Annotated in this window: 17 protein-coding genes; all 17 read right to left on the bottom strand. The window is 40.1% G+C overall.

From position 1 onward, the window contains the following. Nucleotides 1-538: 538 nt before the first annotated feature. Nucleotides 539-1,345, bottom strand: a complete 807-nt coding sequence (locus AB1K80_RS16480; RefSeq protein WP_412857973.1) for an N-acetylmuramoyl-L-alanine amidase — start codon at nucleotides 1,343-1,345, stop codon at nucleotides 539-541. A 16-nt stretch (nucleotides 1,346-1,361) separates the two neighbouring features. Beyond that, nucleotides 1,362-1,628, bottom strand: coding sequence for a phage holin (locus AB1K80_RS16475; RefSeq protein WP_412857971.1), 267 nt, complete (start codon nucleotides 1,626-1,628; stop codon nucleotides 1,362-1,364). 11 nt (nucleotides 1,629-1,639) lie between these two features. After that, nucleotides 1,640-1,852 carry a BhlA/UviB family holin-like peptide gene (locus tag AB1K80_RS16470; protein ID WP_412857969.1) on the bottom strand — a complete coding sequence of 71 codons (213 nt, stop codon included), beginning with the start codon at nucleotides 1,850-1,852 and terminating at the stop codon, nucleotides 1,640-1,642. Between the two features lie 256 nt (nucleotides 1,853-2,108). Next, on the bottom strand, nucleotides 2,109-3,533 hold the full coding sequence (locus tag AB1K80_RS16465; protein WP_412857968.1) for a hypothetical protein: 1,425 nt from the start codon (nucleotides 3,531-3,533) through the stop codon (nucleotides 2,109-2,111). A 70-nt stretch (nucleotides 3,534-3,603) separates the two neighbouring features. After that, nucleotides 3,604-3,903: a hypothetical protein gene (locus AB1K80_RS16460; protein WP_412857966.1), complete on the bottom strand. Its 300-nt coding sequence runs from the start codon at nucleotides 3,901-3,903 to the stop codon at nucleotides 3,604-3,606. Nucleotides 3,904-3,913: 10 nt separating this feature from the next. Next, nucleotides 3,914-5,050, bottom strand: a complete 1,137-nt coding sequence (locus AB1K80_RS16455; protein WP_412857965.1) for a hypothetical protein — start codon at nucleotides 5,048-5,050, stop codon at nucleotides 3,914-3,916. A 5-nt stretch (nucleotides 5,051-5,055) separates the two neighbouring features. Beyond that, on the bottom strand, nucleotides 5,056-5,229 hold the full coding sequence (locus AB1K80_RS16450; protein ID WP_412857963.1) for an XkdX family protein: 174 nt from the start codon (nucleotides 5,227-5,229) through the stop codon (nucleotides 5,056-5,058). Then, nucleotides 5,226-5,555, bottom strand: coding sequence for an XkdW family protein (locus AB1K80_RS16445; protein WP_412857962.1), 330 nt, complete (start codon nucleotides 5,553-5,555; stop codon nucleotides 5,226-5,228). The genes AB1K80_RS16450 and AB1K80_RS16445 overlap by 4 nt, the downstream gene beginning before the upstream one ends. 10 nt (nucleotides 5,556-5,565) lie before the next feature. Next, the gene (locus AB1K80_RS16440; RefSeq protein WP_412857960.1) at nucleotides 5,566-6,444 is read right to left on the bottom strand and encodes a hypothetical protein; all 879 of its coding nucleotides are present in this window, start codon (nucleotides 6,442-6,444) and stop codon (nucleotides 5,566-5,568) included. Nucleotides 6,445-6,459: 15 nt separating this feature from the next. Beyond that, a complete protein-coding gene (locus tag AB1K80_RS16435) occupies nucleotides 6,460-6,843 on the bottom strand; it encodes a phage tail protein (protein ID WP_412857958.1) in 384 nt (127 codons plus the stop codon). Nucleotides 6,844-6,855: 12 nt separating this feature from the next. Beyond that, the gene (locus AB1K80_RS16430; RefSeq protein ID WP_412857956.1) at nucleotides 6,856-7,779 is read right to left on the bottom strand and encodes a YmfQ family protein; all 924 of its coding nucleotides are present in this window, start codon (nucleotides 7,777-7,779) and stop codon (nucleotides 6,856-6,858) included. Next, on the bottom strand, nucleotides 7,766-8,812 hold the full coding sequence (locus AB1K80_RS16425) for a baseplate J/gp47 family protein (protein WP_412857955.1): 1,047 nt from the start codon (nucleotides 8,810-8,812) through the stop codon (nucleotides 7,766-7,768). The genes AB1K80_RS16430 and AB1K80_RS16425 overlap by 14 nt, the downstream gene beginning before the upstream one ends. After that, nucleotides 8,805-9,224, bottom strand: coding sequence for a DUF2634 domain-containing protein (locus AB1K80_RS16420; RefSeq protein ID WP_412857953.1), 420 nt, complete (start codon nucleotides 9,222-9,224; stop codon nucleotides 8,805-8,807). Before AB1K80_RS16420 ends, AB1K80_RS16425 begins: the two co-directional genes overlap by 8 nt. A gap of 14 nt (nucleotides 9,225-9,238) precedes the next feature. Next, nucleotides 9,239-9,505 (bottom strand): DUF2577 family protein, encoded by a 267-nt coding sequence (locus AB1K80_RS16415; protein WP_412857951.1) that lies wholly within the window; start codon nucleotides 9,503-9,505, stop codon nucleotides 9,239-9,241. Beyond that, complete coding sequence (locus tag AB1K80_RS16410; RefSeq protein WP_412857949.1) at nucleotides 9,502-10,512, bottom strand: phage portal protein; 1,011 nt, start codon at nucleotides 10,510-10,512, stop codon at nucleotides 9,502-9,504. Before AB1K80_RS16410 ends, AB1K80_RS16415 begins: the two co-directional genes overlap by 4 nt. Nucleotides 10,513-10,523: 11 nt before the next feature. Next, nucleotides 10,524-11,192 carry a LysM peptidoglycan-binding domain-containing protein gene (locus AB1K80_RS16405; RefSeq protein WP_412857948.1) on the bottom strand — a complete coding sequence of 223 codons (669 nt, stop codon included), beginning with the start codon at nucleotides 11,190-11,192 and terminating at the stop codon, nucleotides 10,524-10,526. After that, on the bottom strand, nucleotides 11,185-14,364 hold a 3,180-nt coding region (locus AB1K80_RS16400; RefSeq protein WP_412857946.1), incomplete at its 5' end, for a transglycosylase SLT domain-containing protein. The genes AB1K80_RS16405 and AB1K80_RS16400, both read right to left, overlap by 8 nt.

Genomic DNA, 14,364 nt, shown 5'->3' with positions numbered 1-14,364 from the left:
GTTTAAAAGGACGAACATAAAACACTTCGGACGCTTTTTAAACCGGGCAAAATTTTCGAAATTATTTTCGTTTTCATAAGTACAGTCGCTTGTGACCTTCGGTAATTGGAACATTCGATAAAAACATTTTTCGATTTTGTCCGGAAAACATAAAAACCCCCGCCTAGTAAGACGAGGGTTCATTGTAGCGCTATATTAAGTTGCGACGTAGCGTTCCTATAGGTTAATGCTTAGAGACGATTGACTTAACGGAGATACGTAACGTGAATATAACAAGGAAAGCTGGCAGCGCAGAGGTCAGCGGTTTGATCCCGCTATGCCCCATCTTTAAAACTCTTACTTTTGTGAGGGTTTTTTATATTCATTTTCCCTAAGTTAAATGGCATATAGCAAGGAAATTATAAACATTTTTTAACCAACTGAAGGGGAATTCCCCTTCAGGCTTTTATTTTCTAATAATTTTTCCTTATTCCCCTCTTTATTTAACGGGTTTGGCAACGTTTTTTCAAGTAAGTGTTGTATGATTCACTTCTATTTTTTATGAAATTTTCAGCAATTGTTCAATTTTTCTCTTCGTCTTTGGTCCGTAAATTCCGTCCGCTCCCAATCCATTCATCAGCTGAAATCGCTTCACTGCGTTTGCTGTTTTCGGTCCATAATAGCCATCTACCCCGTTGTTTTTTGCGCCTTTATCTGGATAAAAATACAGAGTGGCTAATGCTTTTTGTACAGCAGTCACTTGAGAACCTTTCGTTAAAGGCTTTGTTACTTTTAAAATACCTGATGGTAAACCCGACGTTTTTTGTTTAGTGACGGATGCCGACGTTTTCAAGCTTTGTGTTTGAACGGTTGTCGTTTTACTTTTACTATCTGTGTGAGCTGTGGCAATGCCAGCTTTAAATTGATCCCACAGTCCTAGTAATTTTCTCGGACACTCTTTCCCGCTCCAATGCTTATGGGGGACAACATTTGATAAAGGAATCCCATAGTCCTTCATTAGTTTACGAATTAGCCATTGTGCGTTTTCAACTGCTTTATCAAAGTCGCCACCTGCGTTTTCACAGATTTCAATTCCAATTGACTTCATATTGCCATTTCCTCGGCCATCTCCTGCGTGCCATCCGTTCTCGTTTAATGGCAGGTGCTGATAAATCTCTTGATCATCGACCGTATAGTGCCAGCTGACACCGGTACTTGAACGAGCGACGAATGTTGCATGACTTGACGCATTCGCACCTCGTGCTGTGTTGGCTGTATTATGCACCGTGATATATTGCGGCTTCATGACGTTTCCTGGTCTGTTGCGATTATGTTTTGGAATGTATGCTTGAATGATGTTTACCATATTGTATCTCCTTCACTTATGATTTCGTTAATCCTCTTTGTGCCAAGACATCTTTTTGCAGTTGCCCTTTGTAGGTGACATAATTGTTTTTAAACCAAGCGATGAGTGCTGTGATCATGGTGAACATTGTGGAACCTGCCACATAAAGCGCCTCTCCAGTGGTTTGAACTTGTTCCTCATCAATTGGTAAAACCGTTTGTCCAAACATCACAAGGGTTTGGTTGATGAGCGCAATAAAAAGAAACACTGTGCGAATCACAGTGCCTTTGTCGAATGTTTTCATCATTTTTCCTCCTATTTCAAATTCCGTTCTATTTTATCTAGTTTGTCGATCACGACATCATACTTTTCACTAAACTTCGCTAACACTTCATTTTGTGCCTCGATTTGTGAATTCAGCTTATTTTCTCTCTCTTTCGTTGTATTGAGTACATAAAACAGAATCCAGCAAAAGAGTACGGCAAATGGCCCTTGTGTCATCAAGTTTTGAACGACGTCCACTTCCATTGGAATCACCTTCTTTCTTGCAAAAAAATAAAGCCTTTAGGCTTTGTATTTTTCTCCTGTTATTTCTTGTTAGTCATCTGCTGCGATCCAACCCAAAAATTGTTTGATATCTTCATTGATTTCATCTCATTCCATCGACCTTCGCTATCTTCTTATTTCACTATCTTATTTCTAATACCTCTATTGATATCTTAGTCAGAGTGATAGATCGCTTCGTTTGTAGACTAAAACATGATCATATTAATATCATTCTCTCTTATACTGTACTGAACTTAAACCCAAAAGTAATAAATTCAGTAGGATTAACCGAATTGGATACAGCTTGCACAAGAACTCGTCCACCAGGATTGATACAAGTTCTATGAATTTGCGGAACACCACTTGTACCAGCACTTGAAGCAACGCCTATAAAATGACATGTTTGTAAAGGTCTAAATCCTTCTGGTAGAATGAATGCAGTTGTATCAAACCCTATTGCTCCATCACAGATTGCACCGATGATCTCGACTTCCCCTAAAGCATTTTTAGTAAATTGTAAAGTTTGAGGTACACCATCTTTTGACACATATTGTTTCCAACCATTTTGTAAATTAGGTTTTGTCCAATTCCTCACTATATCATCATCTGAAAGCATCTTCTTCCAACCTTTAAACACTCCGTCTGTATGAACTGTTCCAAACCAGTGCATATTGTCATAGCTTCGTATAATATGAAGTGTCTTTCGTTTATTAGCTGATTCTACAATATCCACGTTAAACCATGAAGAATCATTTGTTAAGGGCATATTGATTGCATTCGTTCCAGATACATAATAATAACCAGAGGGCAAGGTTAAAATATCCGTATCAGTTGGAATAAGCATTCGAGTGCCGTTTGCATTCAATAATGGATGCACATTTAACCTTTTCCAACCGCTCCATTCTTGTTGATTTCCTGAGGCGTCAGTAGTAGAACGATTGATATACACATCCCCTGTATTATTTGCACCAATGATCCAACCATAAATATTTTCACTAAATACAGATAATGCCCTCATCGAACTTCTTGTTGGTAAATCAGGATGGGCTTCATGTATATACCAAGAATGAACACCTGGCAATTTCAGTAGTTTATCTAAAATACTAGGATCGTTTGCATTAATTCTTTCATATGCTTTTCCATCGTCAGCCGTGATTTTAGATAATTGCCCTCCGTCCCATTTATTTTTTTCATTTTGGGTAGGCAACTGTAACCAATTAATCTTGATGTCATTCTCATGATAGGAAAAACAAAATGCATTACCTGATGTATCAATCGCAACCCCTACCCCAATATTATTTTGACCTACAAGCTGAAATCCTCTTAATGCAGCCTTCCCTACAGCAGGGGAATCGACTACTCCAGAACCGCCTGGCGCATAGAACGAACAGGCACCTAAAGATCTGATTTCATTATAGATACTACCCCCAGCAGGAATATTGATTAGCTGCGATCCGTTATCGTTTGTAAGTTTATATAACTGAGATTCATTCCATTTCTTTTTTTCAATATCAGATATGTGAGGATTTGAATCCTCAACATGAAGATTGAATTGTTCTAAAATTTCCATATCATTTTCTACCAAAATATTCAGCATTTCGTTAAATAAATCTGCATGTGCTTTGTCACTTGTCTCAAAAGAACGCGGTATCTTTAAAACCATTTTCCTCACCTCTTATTTATTATTGGTGCTTCAGCTTAAATAACAAATCGTAAAATTACTCGAAATTGATTTAACGAGATTTTAATTCTTGTATGTCCCGCATTATCTGTGTGATTTGTTTTGTAAAAAGTGCATTTTGCTCCTTTAGAACTTCCAGGTCATTAGGTAACGGTTTTACTTTGAGGCGATTAATATAATCTTGTGTTGCTGTTTCCTCCCATTGACGCGTTTTGAGATTATATTTTGCAATATACGATTCAACAGGAGGTGGTACATCTGTAAAGCTGTCAGGAATTTCTTCCTTTTCATTCAAGATTCTTTCTTCACCTGGCATATAAATGAATTGTTCATCATACTTATAAATCCACATTGTCTACCTCCTATAAAGTGCTAAATTTGATTAGAAACGTAATAAACTCTGTTGGATTGACTGAGTTAGAAGAAAGCTGTACACACACTTTACCGTCAGTTGTGATGTATGTTCGATGGTATTGTGGTATCCCAGATGTACCAAGACTAGAGGCGACTCCAACATAATAGATAGAATGCTTTGGACGGAAGCCTTCTGGTAAGACAAAGACTGGGATTTCACCTAATGGACCGTCTCTTACAGCTCCATTAATTTCGACTTCTCCAAACGCATTTTTACCATAACGAATTGGTAATGCAGTCGAACTATATTGTTTCCATCCGTTAAGAAGTCTAGGTGTATTCCATATCATTTCTTGATCCTTTGCATTCAGACTTCGTTGCCAGCCCTGCCATCCTAAGTTTAAGTCTAAATAGTTTGTATACATGTTATTTTTATAATCTATCGCAATGACCCATCCAAATGTACCCTTATTGTTACTGTCAGATGAAGTAAAATGATAAAAACCTCGTGCGGACAATGGTGAGGGATTATCCTGAACACCTGCTGCTGTATAGAATGTACCAAATGTTTTCCCAGTTTCTACTAACTTTTCTAAAATACTTTCTGTGACGCCTACAGAGACACGTACTCCACCCGTATCATTTGTAATTTTGATCAATTGACTCCCATTCCATTTATTCAAATCAGATAGATTCGGTAATGGTGTCCAAGTGATAGAAGTGTGATTTGCATTATAGAAAAAACTAAATGAATTGCCGGCGATATCGATCGCAAAGCCAGTCCCAATATTGTTTTGGCCAACTGTTTGCATACCACGGATAGACGCTGGTGTTGGTGAATCTTGAACACCAGCAGCTGCATAAAACGTACATGTTCCTTTATCTCTAATTGCCTCAAAAATCATCTGATCAGATGACACATTAATTAAATGTGTACCATTGTCCGCTGTAACTCTATAATTTTGTGATTCATTCCACTTTTTCTTTTCCGCTTCAGATGCATGTAGATTCGTATCATTTGTATGATTAGTAAGTTGCTCTAACAGTCCAGAATCATTTTCAAGCAATTCTTTGACCATGTTATTGAATAAATCCGCATGGGCTTTATCATCTACCTCAAATGACTTTGGTTTTTTTATTTCCATTCACTTCACTCCTTTACATCATAGCTGGGGTCAATTTCTTGTAATTGCTCTAACGTAAGCAACTTTTGCTGATATCCTCTTTCCAACTCATTCATGGAACAATCCCCCAGCTCAATTGCTCGTTTGACGATTTCTGGTGTAGCCCATTGAAAATATAACGCCATCACCCAGTAATTCATGATTCGGTCTCTCCTTTGAGGATTAGGATTTCTTTTTTTAGTGCTGTCAGTTCATTTTGTAATAGCTCATATTGATGCTCAAGCTGTTTTCTTGTCAGCTTTTCTTTTGCTACTTCTTTCGCTAGAAACTCTAGAGGCAGTGGCGGTTGATAACGCGGATTGATTTGAGATTGTTCCCACCATTCTTTCAATTCTTCTGCGGTGGGTTTTGGTGCGTCAAAATGCCATTTATCAATATATGAACCAGAACCGTCATTTCTTAATTCAAAATCTCTTTGTGATTCCGCATTTGGGTATTGATACTTAATTGCTTCATATAAAATCATTAGATACCTCCTAAAGTCTTGGAAAACTTCGACCGCCTATTTGCATAATGTCAAAATAGTTGTACCATCCTGAATTATCCGATATATAACGACTGACGTCTCCGTCATACCCTACATATAAATAAATTTCTAAATAGTCACCTTTTTCAGCGGGAACATTGGCAGCACCATAAATTCCTAAACTTAAGTTTAAGTTATCAGATGGATTTGCTGGATTCTGCCTATGATGAGCGATATTTTTATATCTTTTCCCATTTAAATAGATAGACAATTCGAAGTTACCGTATCTTTGAAGGCTATCAATATAGACACCTGCATTTACAAAATACATCCCATTTTCCGGACAAATAAAACGACTATTTTTAGTATCAAAATTGTTATGACTATCTTTTATCTTTCTATTAAAAAGAACTTTTTGATACTCTGCTTTGGTTAGGAGCTGCTTTCCAGTCGTTCCAATGTTGGTATGCAAAAAACCAGAGATTTTATGCCATTCGGTCCAGCCAGATGCGATATACCAATGTCTAATCCAAATACCTGTACTAGAAAAAGAACTGCCTGTTTCATTACCATTGCCATAATAATATTGTACAAAACGATACTCATTCATTTTTTCGTTCTTCACAAAACCTAACCTTGTAGGATATCCGGTATCATTCGCTGGACTAATAGCCATGAACGTAATCCCAATTGGATATTCCTCACCGCTGACCGATGCATCTTGAATGGCTTGATCGCCTGTTAACATGAACAAGTTTTCATTTGTAATTCCTTCTATCTGTCTACTGAGAGCATTATCATTCTCCACGAGTGTATCGACCATACGATTAAACAGGTTGGCATGAGCTTTATCAGAGGTTTCAAACGGTAAAGGTGATTTTATATCCATTTCTTTTCGCCCCCATTAATAAATATCATCAATCTCAAAAACAAACTCAATGTCTCCGTCTTTTTGTTTGTCTGTCATGGTGCGGATGGCGGTGAATTTGCCGGCTTCGTCGACAAGTGCTAATTCGTTGATGACTTCTCCTGCGAGTTCTCCTTCGGCAATTGTACAGGTGTAACGAATTTTTGCCGGTTCCATGAAGGTAAACGAGTCAATGTTTTTTTGGATTAGTTCTTTTTTGAGCTTTTGTTCGGTTCCATCAAGAGAGAGTGGTTTTCCATCCTTTGTTCCCCCATTTCCAAATGCCATTTTGACGACTTTTGTTAGTTTTGTTCCTTCTGCTCTTGCCTTTGCCATTTGTTGACGTGCATAAAGTGTTGTTACAGTTAATTGATCAGCCATTGTGATTCTCCTTTATAACGCTATTTTTTTAGATGCTGCTGCGAGTATTTTTGATCCATCTAGTGGAACAGATCCATCAAGAATCCAGTAATGCTCCTTGATGAGTAAGCTACCATCCTGTTCATTTTGAACATGTACTGGCAGGCGAAATGTCATCTTCTTTTTCATGTGATGAGACGGTCGTTGTTTTGCACGTAAAGTCAGCGCTGCTACTTTCTTCGTTTCATTCGTTGTTCCAATCATGGCATAGCTCATACGGTATGCTGCATCATGCACATGTTGAAGCGGCATGTTCAATTTCAAGGAATGCTGAAAACGCACAGGGAGATCAGTCGTACCTCGTGACCCGCTGAGATAAAATGTTCCATTCAATAAAAATTCCCCGTTGAGTAAAATCGGGATATGATCGAAAAAACTCACCCTACTTCGAAGTGTGAGCTTTTGTTGATGGTCGTTGATTTCATGAACATCAGTATGATGCATAGCAGTGAATGTATAAGCAAGGTGTGCTGGTTTCATCGTTTCAAGCGTTTCTACAATGTATCTTGTGTTTTGCAAATCATCTAAGTTGACACGCAAAGCAAAATGATAACGATTGGGCGTGAGACGAATGGTGGCACTTGAATTTTTGAGAAAACGATTCACTGAATTTTCTAATGAAAAATACGTAATCGGTGGGATGTTCGACATCAAGTTCAGTAAACGGGCCCTTCGCAATTCAATTGAGTCACCTGAATCCCTTTGTATCTTTAACATTCGTTCCCATCGATTCAATCCCCATGTTGCAGTTAAAGGAAATAACTGGTCGGTTAATTCGAAGATGGAATCCTGTAATCGAACAAGCTCTGGCGCTTCCGTCTTTAGTAAACGATCGACTTCATAAATCTCGGTGAAATAGGCTGGCAAATAGGCTTTCATGTCATCATGCTTGCTCAATTACCTTCACCTGCCTAAGTCGTGGTATCTCAATGTCCTGTAACACCAAGTTTTTTGATTCGCCATTCAGTAAGACGTTTGTATAATCTGACACACTTTCTGAATGGTAGAGAATATCATTTAATGCAGACATGCGAATCGTACTTTTTTCAAATGCGATCGATTTTAATAACGCTTGTATTTTTTCTTCTATTTCCTTTTGCGCTCCTTCAAGTGTCCAGTCCATTTGAAGCTCTATTGCCACTTCTATGTCAATATCTAGCCACTTGGCGCTTTCAACGGTTGCCCTTGATCCGATTGGGGCTTGTCCTTCCCCTTCTCCTGGTACTGGATCAATATATTCCTGAACCCTTTTGACAAGAAGATCTGATGCAACGTCTAAATTGCCGTCAGTTATGACAACTTTGACCGTTCCTTCTCCATTCCAGAGGGGAAAGACTTTGGCTCTGCCAACGCCCGTCACTTCCTCAGCCCATTTTTTATAATGCGCCCTGTTCGCACTGACAGCCTCTCGTCTTGCTCGTATTAAGTACCGGTCATATAAAGAGGCGTCTTCTTCCTCCTCCTGTCCTGGTATCAGAAGCTCTTTCATCATGATCAATTCAAGTCCTGGAATCGTATCAAGGGACAGAAGTGGTTGATCCTTTAATTGACCATTACCGACTGTACCGGGTGACTCGCATTCAAGCGTGCCATCTTTTAAATATTGAAAATAAACATCTTCAATAAAAAATCGTGAGCCAGTTGGAATGTTTACGTTCTCCGGCTGAATCGATGCTGACCAAACCGCATGTGTAGCAGGTTTTCTTTCAATTCCTACTTCTGCTGCCCTGCGGTCTAAAAATTCTCCTTGTGCTGTATCTGCAAAGACAAGCTCGAATACTTGATCGAGCCAAATATAGGACTGAGCCAATTCAGCAGCTGCAGGTGCTAAGGCGTTCCAAATCACGCTGTTTTCTCTTTTATCAATGTCATCTGGCAGTTTGTCCAGCATTCTTTCCATCAATGCTTCATATGTTTGCTCCTCAAACATCTCCCATCACCTCCTCTATTTCTAATGCCCCCTCATCTGTGACGACGGCTAGTTTTACGAGAAAAGCGTCATTTCGTTTCATGATGTCGATTTCTTCAATATGATCGATCCGTTCGTCAACGAGCAGCGCTTCTTCTATTAGCCTCGGTATCTCCATTTCTTTATATTCGTCCGTTGCTTCTGTGTCCGTTAACAACTCTTGAATTTCTGTGCCAATATCGTGGCTGTAAATCGGATGTGCATAGCGTTCTGTCCGTAATGTCATATAAATGAATTGCCGTATGGCTTCAATACCAGATACGTATTCGTTTGTCAGACGACCATGTTCAAAATCTATTCGATACGTTGTAGAAGGTTCTATCACGTCATCTTCTTCTGTTTCTTCAATTTCTTCTTCTGGTGAAAGTGCCACATCCATCACCTCCCTTACAGTTTGTCGATGATGTAAAAGGTTTGTCCTCCAGCCATTGCTAGGACCATAATACTATCTCCAGTCTTCAGTTCATCATCCTCACCTTTATTTAGGCGCTTCGGCCAAATGAGTAATTCCTCTGGGAGGATGAGCTTACTATTTTCATTTAGTCGGATCTGAAGAGGCGAAGTCCTCATGACTTCTCCAAACACTAGATCAATTGGAGAGGCTGCGTCCACGGCATTAACAGCCAAACGCTTAATGGCTTCACTGAATCTCACGCTTCATCACCCTTTGGAATCGTATTTTTTTCAACAACGTCAATGGTCATCGTATGCTTGACTCCTTTGAATTCATGTTTGTCTTGATCAATCCAATAGGTTTTTTTTACGTTGATTTCAGGAATCTTCAAGTAAATAGGTAGACCACTTTGCAAATCAGGAATTCCTAATGCTTGTATGCTTTTTATTTCTTGTTTGACCCCTTTTTTTTCAGCCAAACGGACTTTGGCTCTTTTTTGAAGCTGCGGCTGATTCATTTGACCTGTTACCGTTTCAACATGTTGTAAAATGCCATATTTTCTTTGGCCTGCCTTGTCTTGTTCGATCACTACGACTTCTGATTTACCGCCCTTTTTCTTCTTCTTACCCTGTTCATCTGCAGATGATCGCATTTTTACACGGGTGGCTGTTTCTTCAATTGAGGTGCTGTACTGGTAACCGATGAGGTTGACACCTGATTCAATGACCCATACATTCTCTGGATCCGGCCACTCTCTTAATCCCATTTTTCCTTTTGCCGAATAAATTTGATAGTTTCTCCCGGTTTGACGCTTTGTTTCTTTCAATGCTTTCATCACGATGTCATACAAACTCGTGTCATTTTTAAATACCAGTGATTTAATGACATGTCCTGTGTTTGCTATGGAGGTCATCGGTATTTGAAAGTCAGCTCCAATCCGTCTCAAGATTTGATCTGCTCTTTGTTTAGAAAAAACATATACATCTTGATTTTTCACTAAATATTGCAGCATATCGTATGCGGTAAAAGTCAGCTTTCCTTCAACTGGTGTTCGGGAAAAAACAATGCCTCTGAACAGCTCTTTTCCCTTCCATTTAAAAAGAACCGTGTCTCCTTCTGAGACACGGTAATACGTTTGACTGCCTTGCTTAGTCACAATGTTTGCCTGGATAGAGCGGGGGGCCTGATACCTTTGCCCCTGAAGTGTCACACTCTCTGTGACAAGCTCATACATGGTGCCGCTCCTGATGGCAAAAAGCTCAATCATTGTCAGCCCCCCTATTGTGGTATTTTTAATTTTTGCCCAGGGTAAATCCAATGTCCTATTTGTTTGATATTACGTTTATCACGTTTAATAAGCAGTGCTTTATTGGCATTCCAAATACGTTTATATTTGGTGCTGTCACCATAAAACCGGCCTGATATGGCCCACAACGTATCACCCTTTTTGACGGTATACACCTTTGGTGGTGTTTTTGAAGGCCTTTTCTTTTTGGTTTGCTTTGCTTTTTTCTTTCGCTTAATCTTTCTAGGAGAGGCTGTTTTGTATTCCCTTAATCCAATCGTAAACTCACGATCACCAACGTCATATGACCCTTCCTTGTGTGTAAAGCTTTCAATGCTGCACGTCATATTGATTTTTGTTCCTGTGACAATCAATCGTACTGACTTTTTCGAGCGCATCATTCGTTCAATCTTCGCTATCGCATTCTCCGGTGATGGAATGCTTTTATATTCTGCTATCGGTGAATATTTCTTAGGAAATAATGATGTGAATGACACTTGTTTTGCCGATGGCATATCAATAAATGTCAGCTCTCCAAATGAAGCAACCTTTACTGTTTCATTTTGTACGCTATTTGTGATTTCAAGCTCCGCCGGAAGGACAGGGAATCGTAATTTGTCCTTTCCTTGGGAAATCCACAATTGATACACTGATTTACCCATCGATCACGACCCCCTTCGTTCCTGTATGAAGTTCTACTTCCAGTTCGTCTACGAGCATCTGTCTAATTTTTTCGACAAGCGATTGTTGATCTTGTCCATTATGAAAATGCTGATCTCCATTAAATTGAATGGTGATTTGTTTGTTTCCTGAAGAAGTGGTGCTACCAACTGACTTGGCTGAGGTCACTTGCTGCATTTGTGACTCTGGTAAAGGAGCCGATCCATTGGATGGATCGTATACTTGCATCCCAAGTGCTTTTGCAGCTTGCGTCAATAAGTATCTACCACGAATGCCTCTTTCTTCTGGAATAATCCATTCACGTTTGTTCCCTTCACCAACTCTGGCAACTTGCTCTTTGGTAATCAATCCGCCGTTTGCATAGCCTTTATAAGGCCCGCCTTTTCTCATACTCCTTAATCCCGGCGTGTTGAAAACTGTTCCATATCTTCCCTTAATGTAATTAATGGCTGCTACAGCATTATGAATTGGATTCCAAATATCATTCATGCCTTTACCCTTATTGGAGTTAAAGGTTGTGCCGATGGTTTGCATTAAACCTTTAGATGGTGTTCCCTTCTTGGCATTAGAATCCCATAAGTTGATGGCTTTTGGGTTTCCATTTGATTCATGCTTTGCAATAGTCATGAGACCAGGTAACCAGCTCATGGATGTGCCCGTTGCCATCAAAGCTGCCATAAGCCATTGCTGAACACTAAGTCCTGAAGCACCCATGCTACTAAAGGCACCGATTAATGATCCTGCCTGATTTTCAGCAAACTTTTTCACATCGACTGAATCAAGTCCTTTGACGACCCCAATCGATGCAAATTTCCCGAGGCTCATCATGACACGTGAAGGTGAGCGGATGTCTAATTCATCTCTAAATGCCTTTTCTACTTTCTTAGCCATTTCTTTGGCGGCTTGCGTGACTTCGCTTCCTTTCGAGCGCATGCCATGATTAAAGGAATCTATCATTCCTGAACCCCACCCTGATGATTCTTGTTTGGATTGCAGGAATGGTTTTTTGACATGCTGATCTACATATTGGCTTGTCCCAATCGATGTCGCATTTTGACCTGTTGCAAAACCATTGACGGTACCTGATCCCCAAGTTGTTGAAGATGCCATCACTTTCTGATACGGAGCTTTCACATGATTTTGTAAATAACCATCAGTTCCTGTTGGTGTCATCTTTTGACCAGTCGAAAAAGCAGAAACCGTTTGTTGTCCATACTTTTCAGATTCCTTCGTTAATTGCCCCATTGGTTGCTGTATGTTCTTTTGTTGCCATTGATCAAGAGAGGCTCCATTATGTTGTAAACCTTCTTCAAAATTAGTATTCAGTTGTCCACCTATACTGGCAGCTTGAATGCTCCCACCCATAGCAACCGATCCACCTATTGAACTGACAGAAGAAAGCGATGTCGTTGGATTTGAACCGCTCAACATTGGATTTGGTGCTCCGCCGCTTGGCACAACAGACATTCCAAGATGAGAAGCAGCCTGTGCAAGTAACATCTTCCCACGACCGCGATTGTTTTGAGTCGGGATAACAAATTCGTTACCAGCTTCACCGATCCAAGATAAGGTTGGCTGAGTGATATAACCTCCGGTAGCATTACTATCAACATCGGGATTTCCAAATAAATGCTTTACTACAAAATTAATACCATCGCCAGCTTTGTCAAAAATCTTTTTAACCCAGCCAAATGCTTTAGAAAAACCATCACTTATGGCACCTGCGACTTTTACGATCGGTGTCTGAATATTATCTACAAACCATTTGGATAATCCATTCCATATATCTGTCACTACTTTATACGCTGCTTCAAACTTTTCGCCAATACTGTCTTTGATGGTTCCAACTGTTTTGACAAGTGGATTCCACACATTGTCCATAAACCAAGAGGAAACTGCGCCAAAAATGGATTGAATGGTTTTCCATGCATTTGATAATGCTGTCCAAATCCCTGTTGCAACTGTTACAACTGTGCTGCTTAACGGCGTCCAGACATTCTCAATAAACCAACCTGCAACTCCACTGAATGTTTCTTGAATCCATGTCCATGCATTGACTAAGCTTGTCCAAATCGTGGTCGCTACTGTGACGACCGTACCACTTAATGGGGTCCATACATTCTCAATAAACCAGCCTGCAACTGTACTGAATGTTTCCTGAATCCATGTCCATGCATTGACCAAACTTGTCCAAATCGTGGTCGCTACCGTGATAACGGTACCACTTAATGGGGTCCATACATTCTCAATAAACCAGCCTGCAACTGTACTGAATGTTTCCTGAATCCATGTCCATGCATTGACTAAACTTGTCCAAATCGTGGTTGCAACCGTGATAACGGTACCACTTAATGGGGTCCATACATTCTCAATAAACCAGCCCGCGACTGTTGACCAAACTTCAACAATTTGATTTTTTATTTCAATGGCCTTTTGACCAATTTTGTCAAAACCACCGCCATCAAACCATTTTCCAATCGTTTCACCGATCGATTCACCGCCCATGCTTCCAAGGACACCGCCAAGTAAACCACCGACTGCTGTGCCCACTACAGGGACGACACTTCCAATAGCAGCACCTGTTGCAGCACCTGCCATCCCACCGGCGATGCCACCTCCAGTAGCACCTATTTTTTCACCAGCATTCTCTTTTTTCATACCGATTAAATTTGTAGCACCAAGTAAATTACCTACAACAGGTACACTCTTTAATAACTTGCCACTCCCTTGACCGATACTTTTAACCGCATCTCCTAAACCACTTAACCCCTTGCTACCTTTCATTAAGCCAGCGATTCCCCCAACTGAAGCTGCTATACCTGCACCCTTCTTCAGTCCGCTAGGGATTTTCCCAACTAACTTACCTGTATTTGTTTTCAGTTTCCCTAATCTACTTGGAGGTCTCCTATTTCTTTCAGCTCTAGTTGCGCCCCTTGGATTAGTAGGCTGCCTACGAGAACCACCATTTCTTTTTTTAGTTTTTTTGGATCCTCTCCCACTTAAACCTTTTGCACAACAAGGACAACAACTATTTCGAAATAATCCTTTCCCTTGTGGCTGCTTCTTTTGAGGAGCCGTTGTTGGCGCTGTTGTTGGCGCTGTTGTTGGCGCTGTTGTTGGCGCTGTTGTTGGCGCTGTTGTTGGCGCTGTTGT

It is taken from the genome of Bacillus sp. 179-C3.3 HS, assembly GCF_047229225.1.
Taxonomy (GTDB): Bacteria; Bacillota; Bacilli; order Bacillales; family Bacillaceae; genus Bacillus.
The sequence above is the reverse complement of the archived record's forward strand: the minus strand, read 5'-3'. Positions and strand labels throughout refer to the sequence as shown.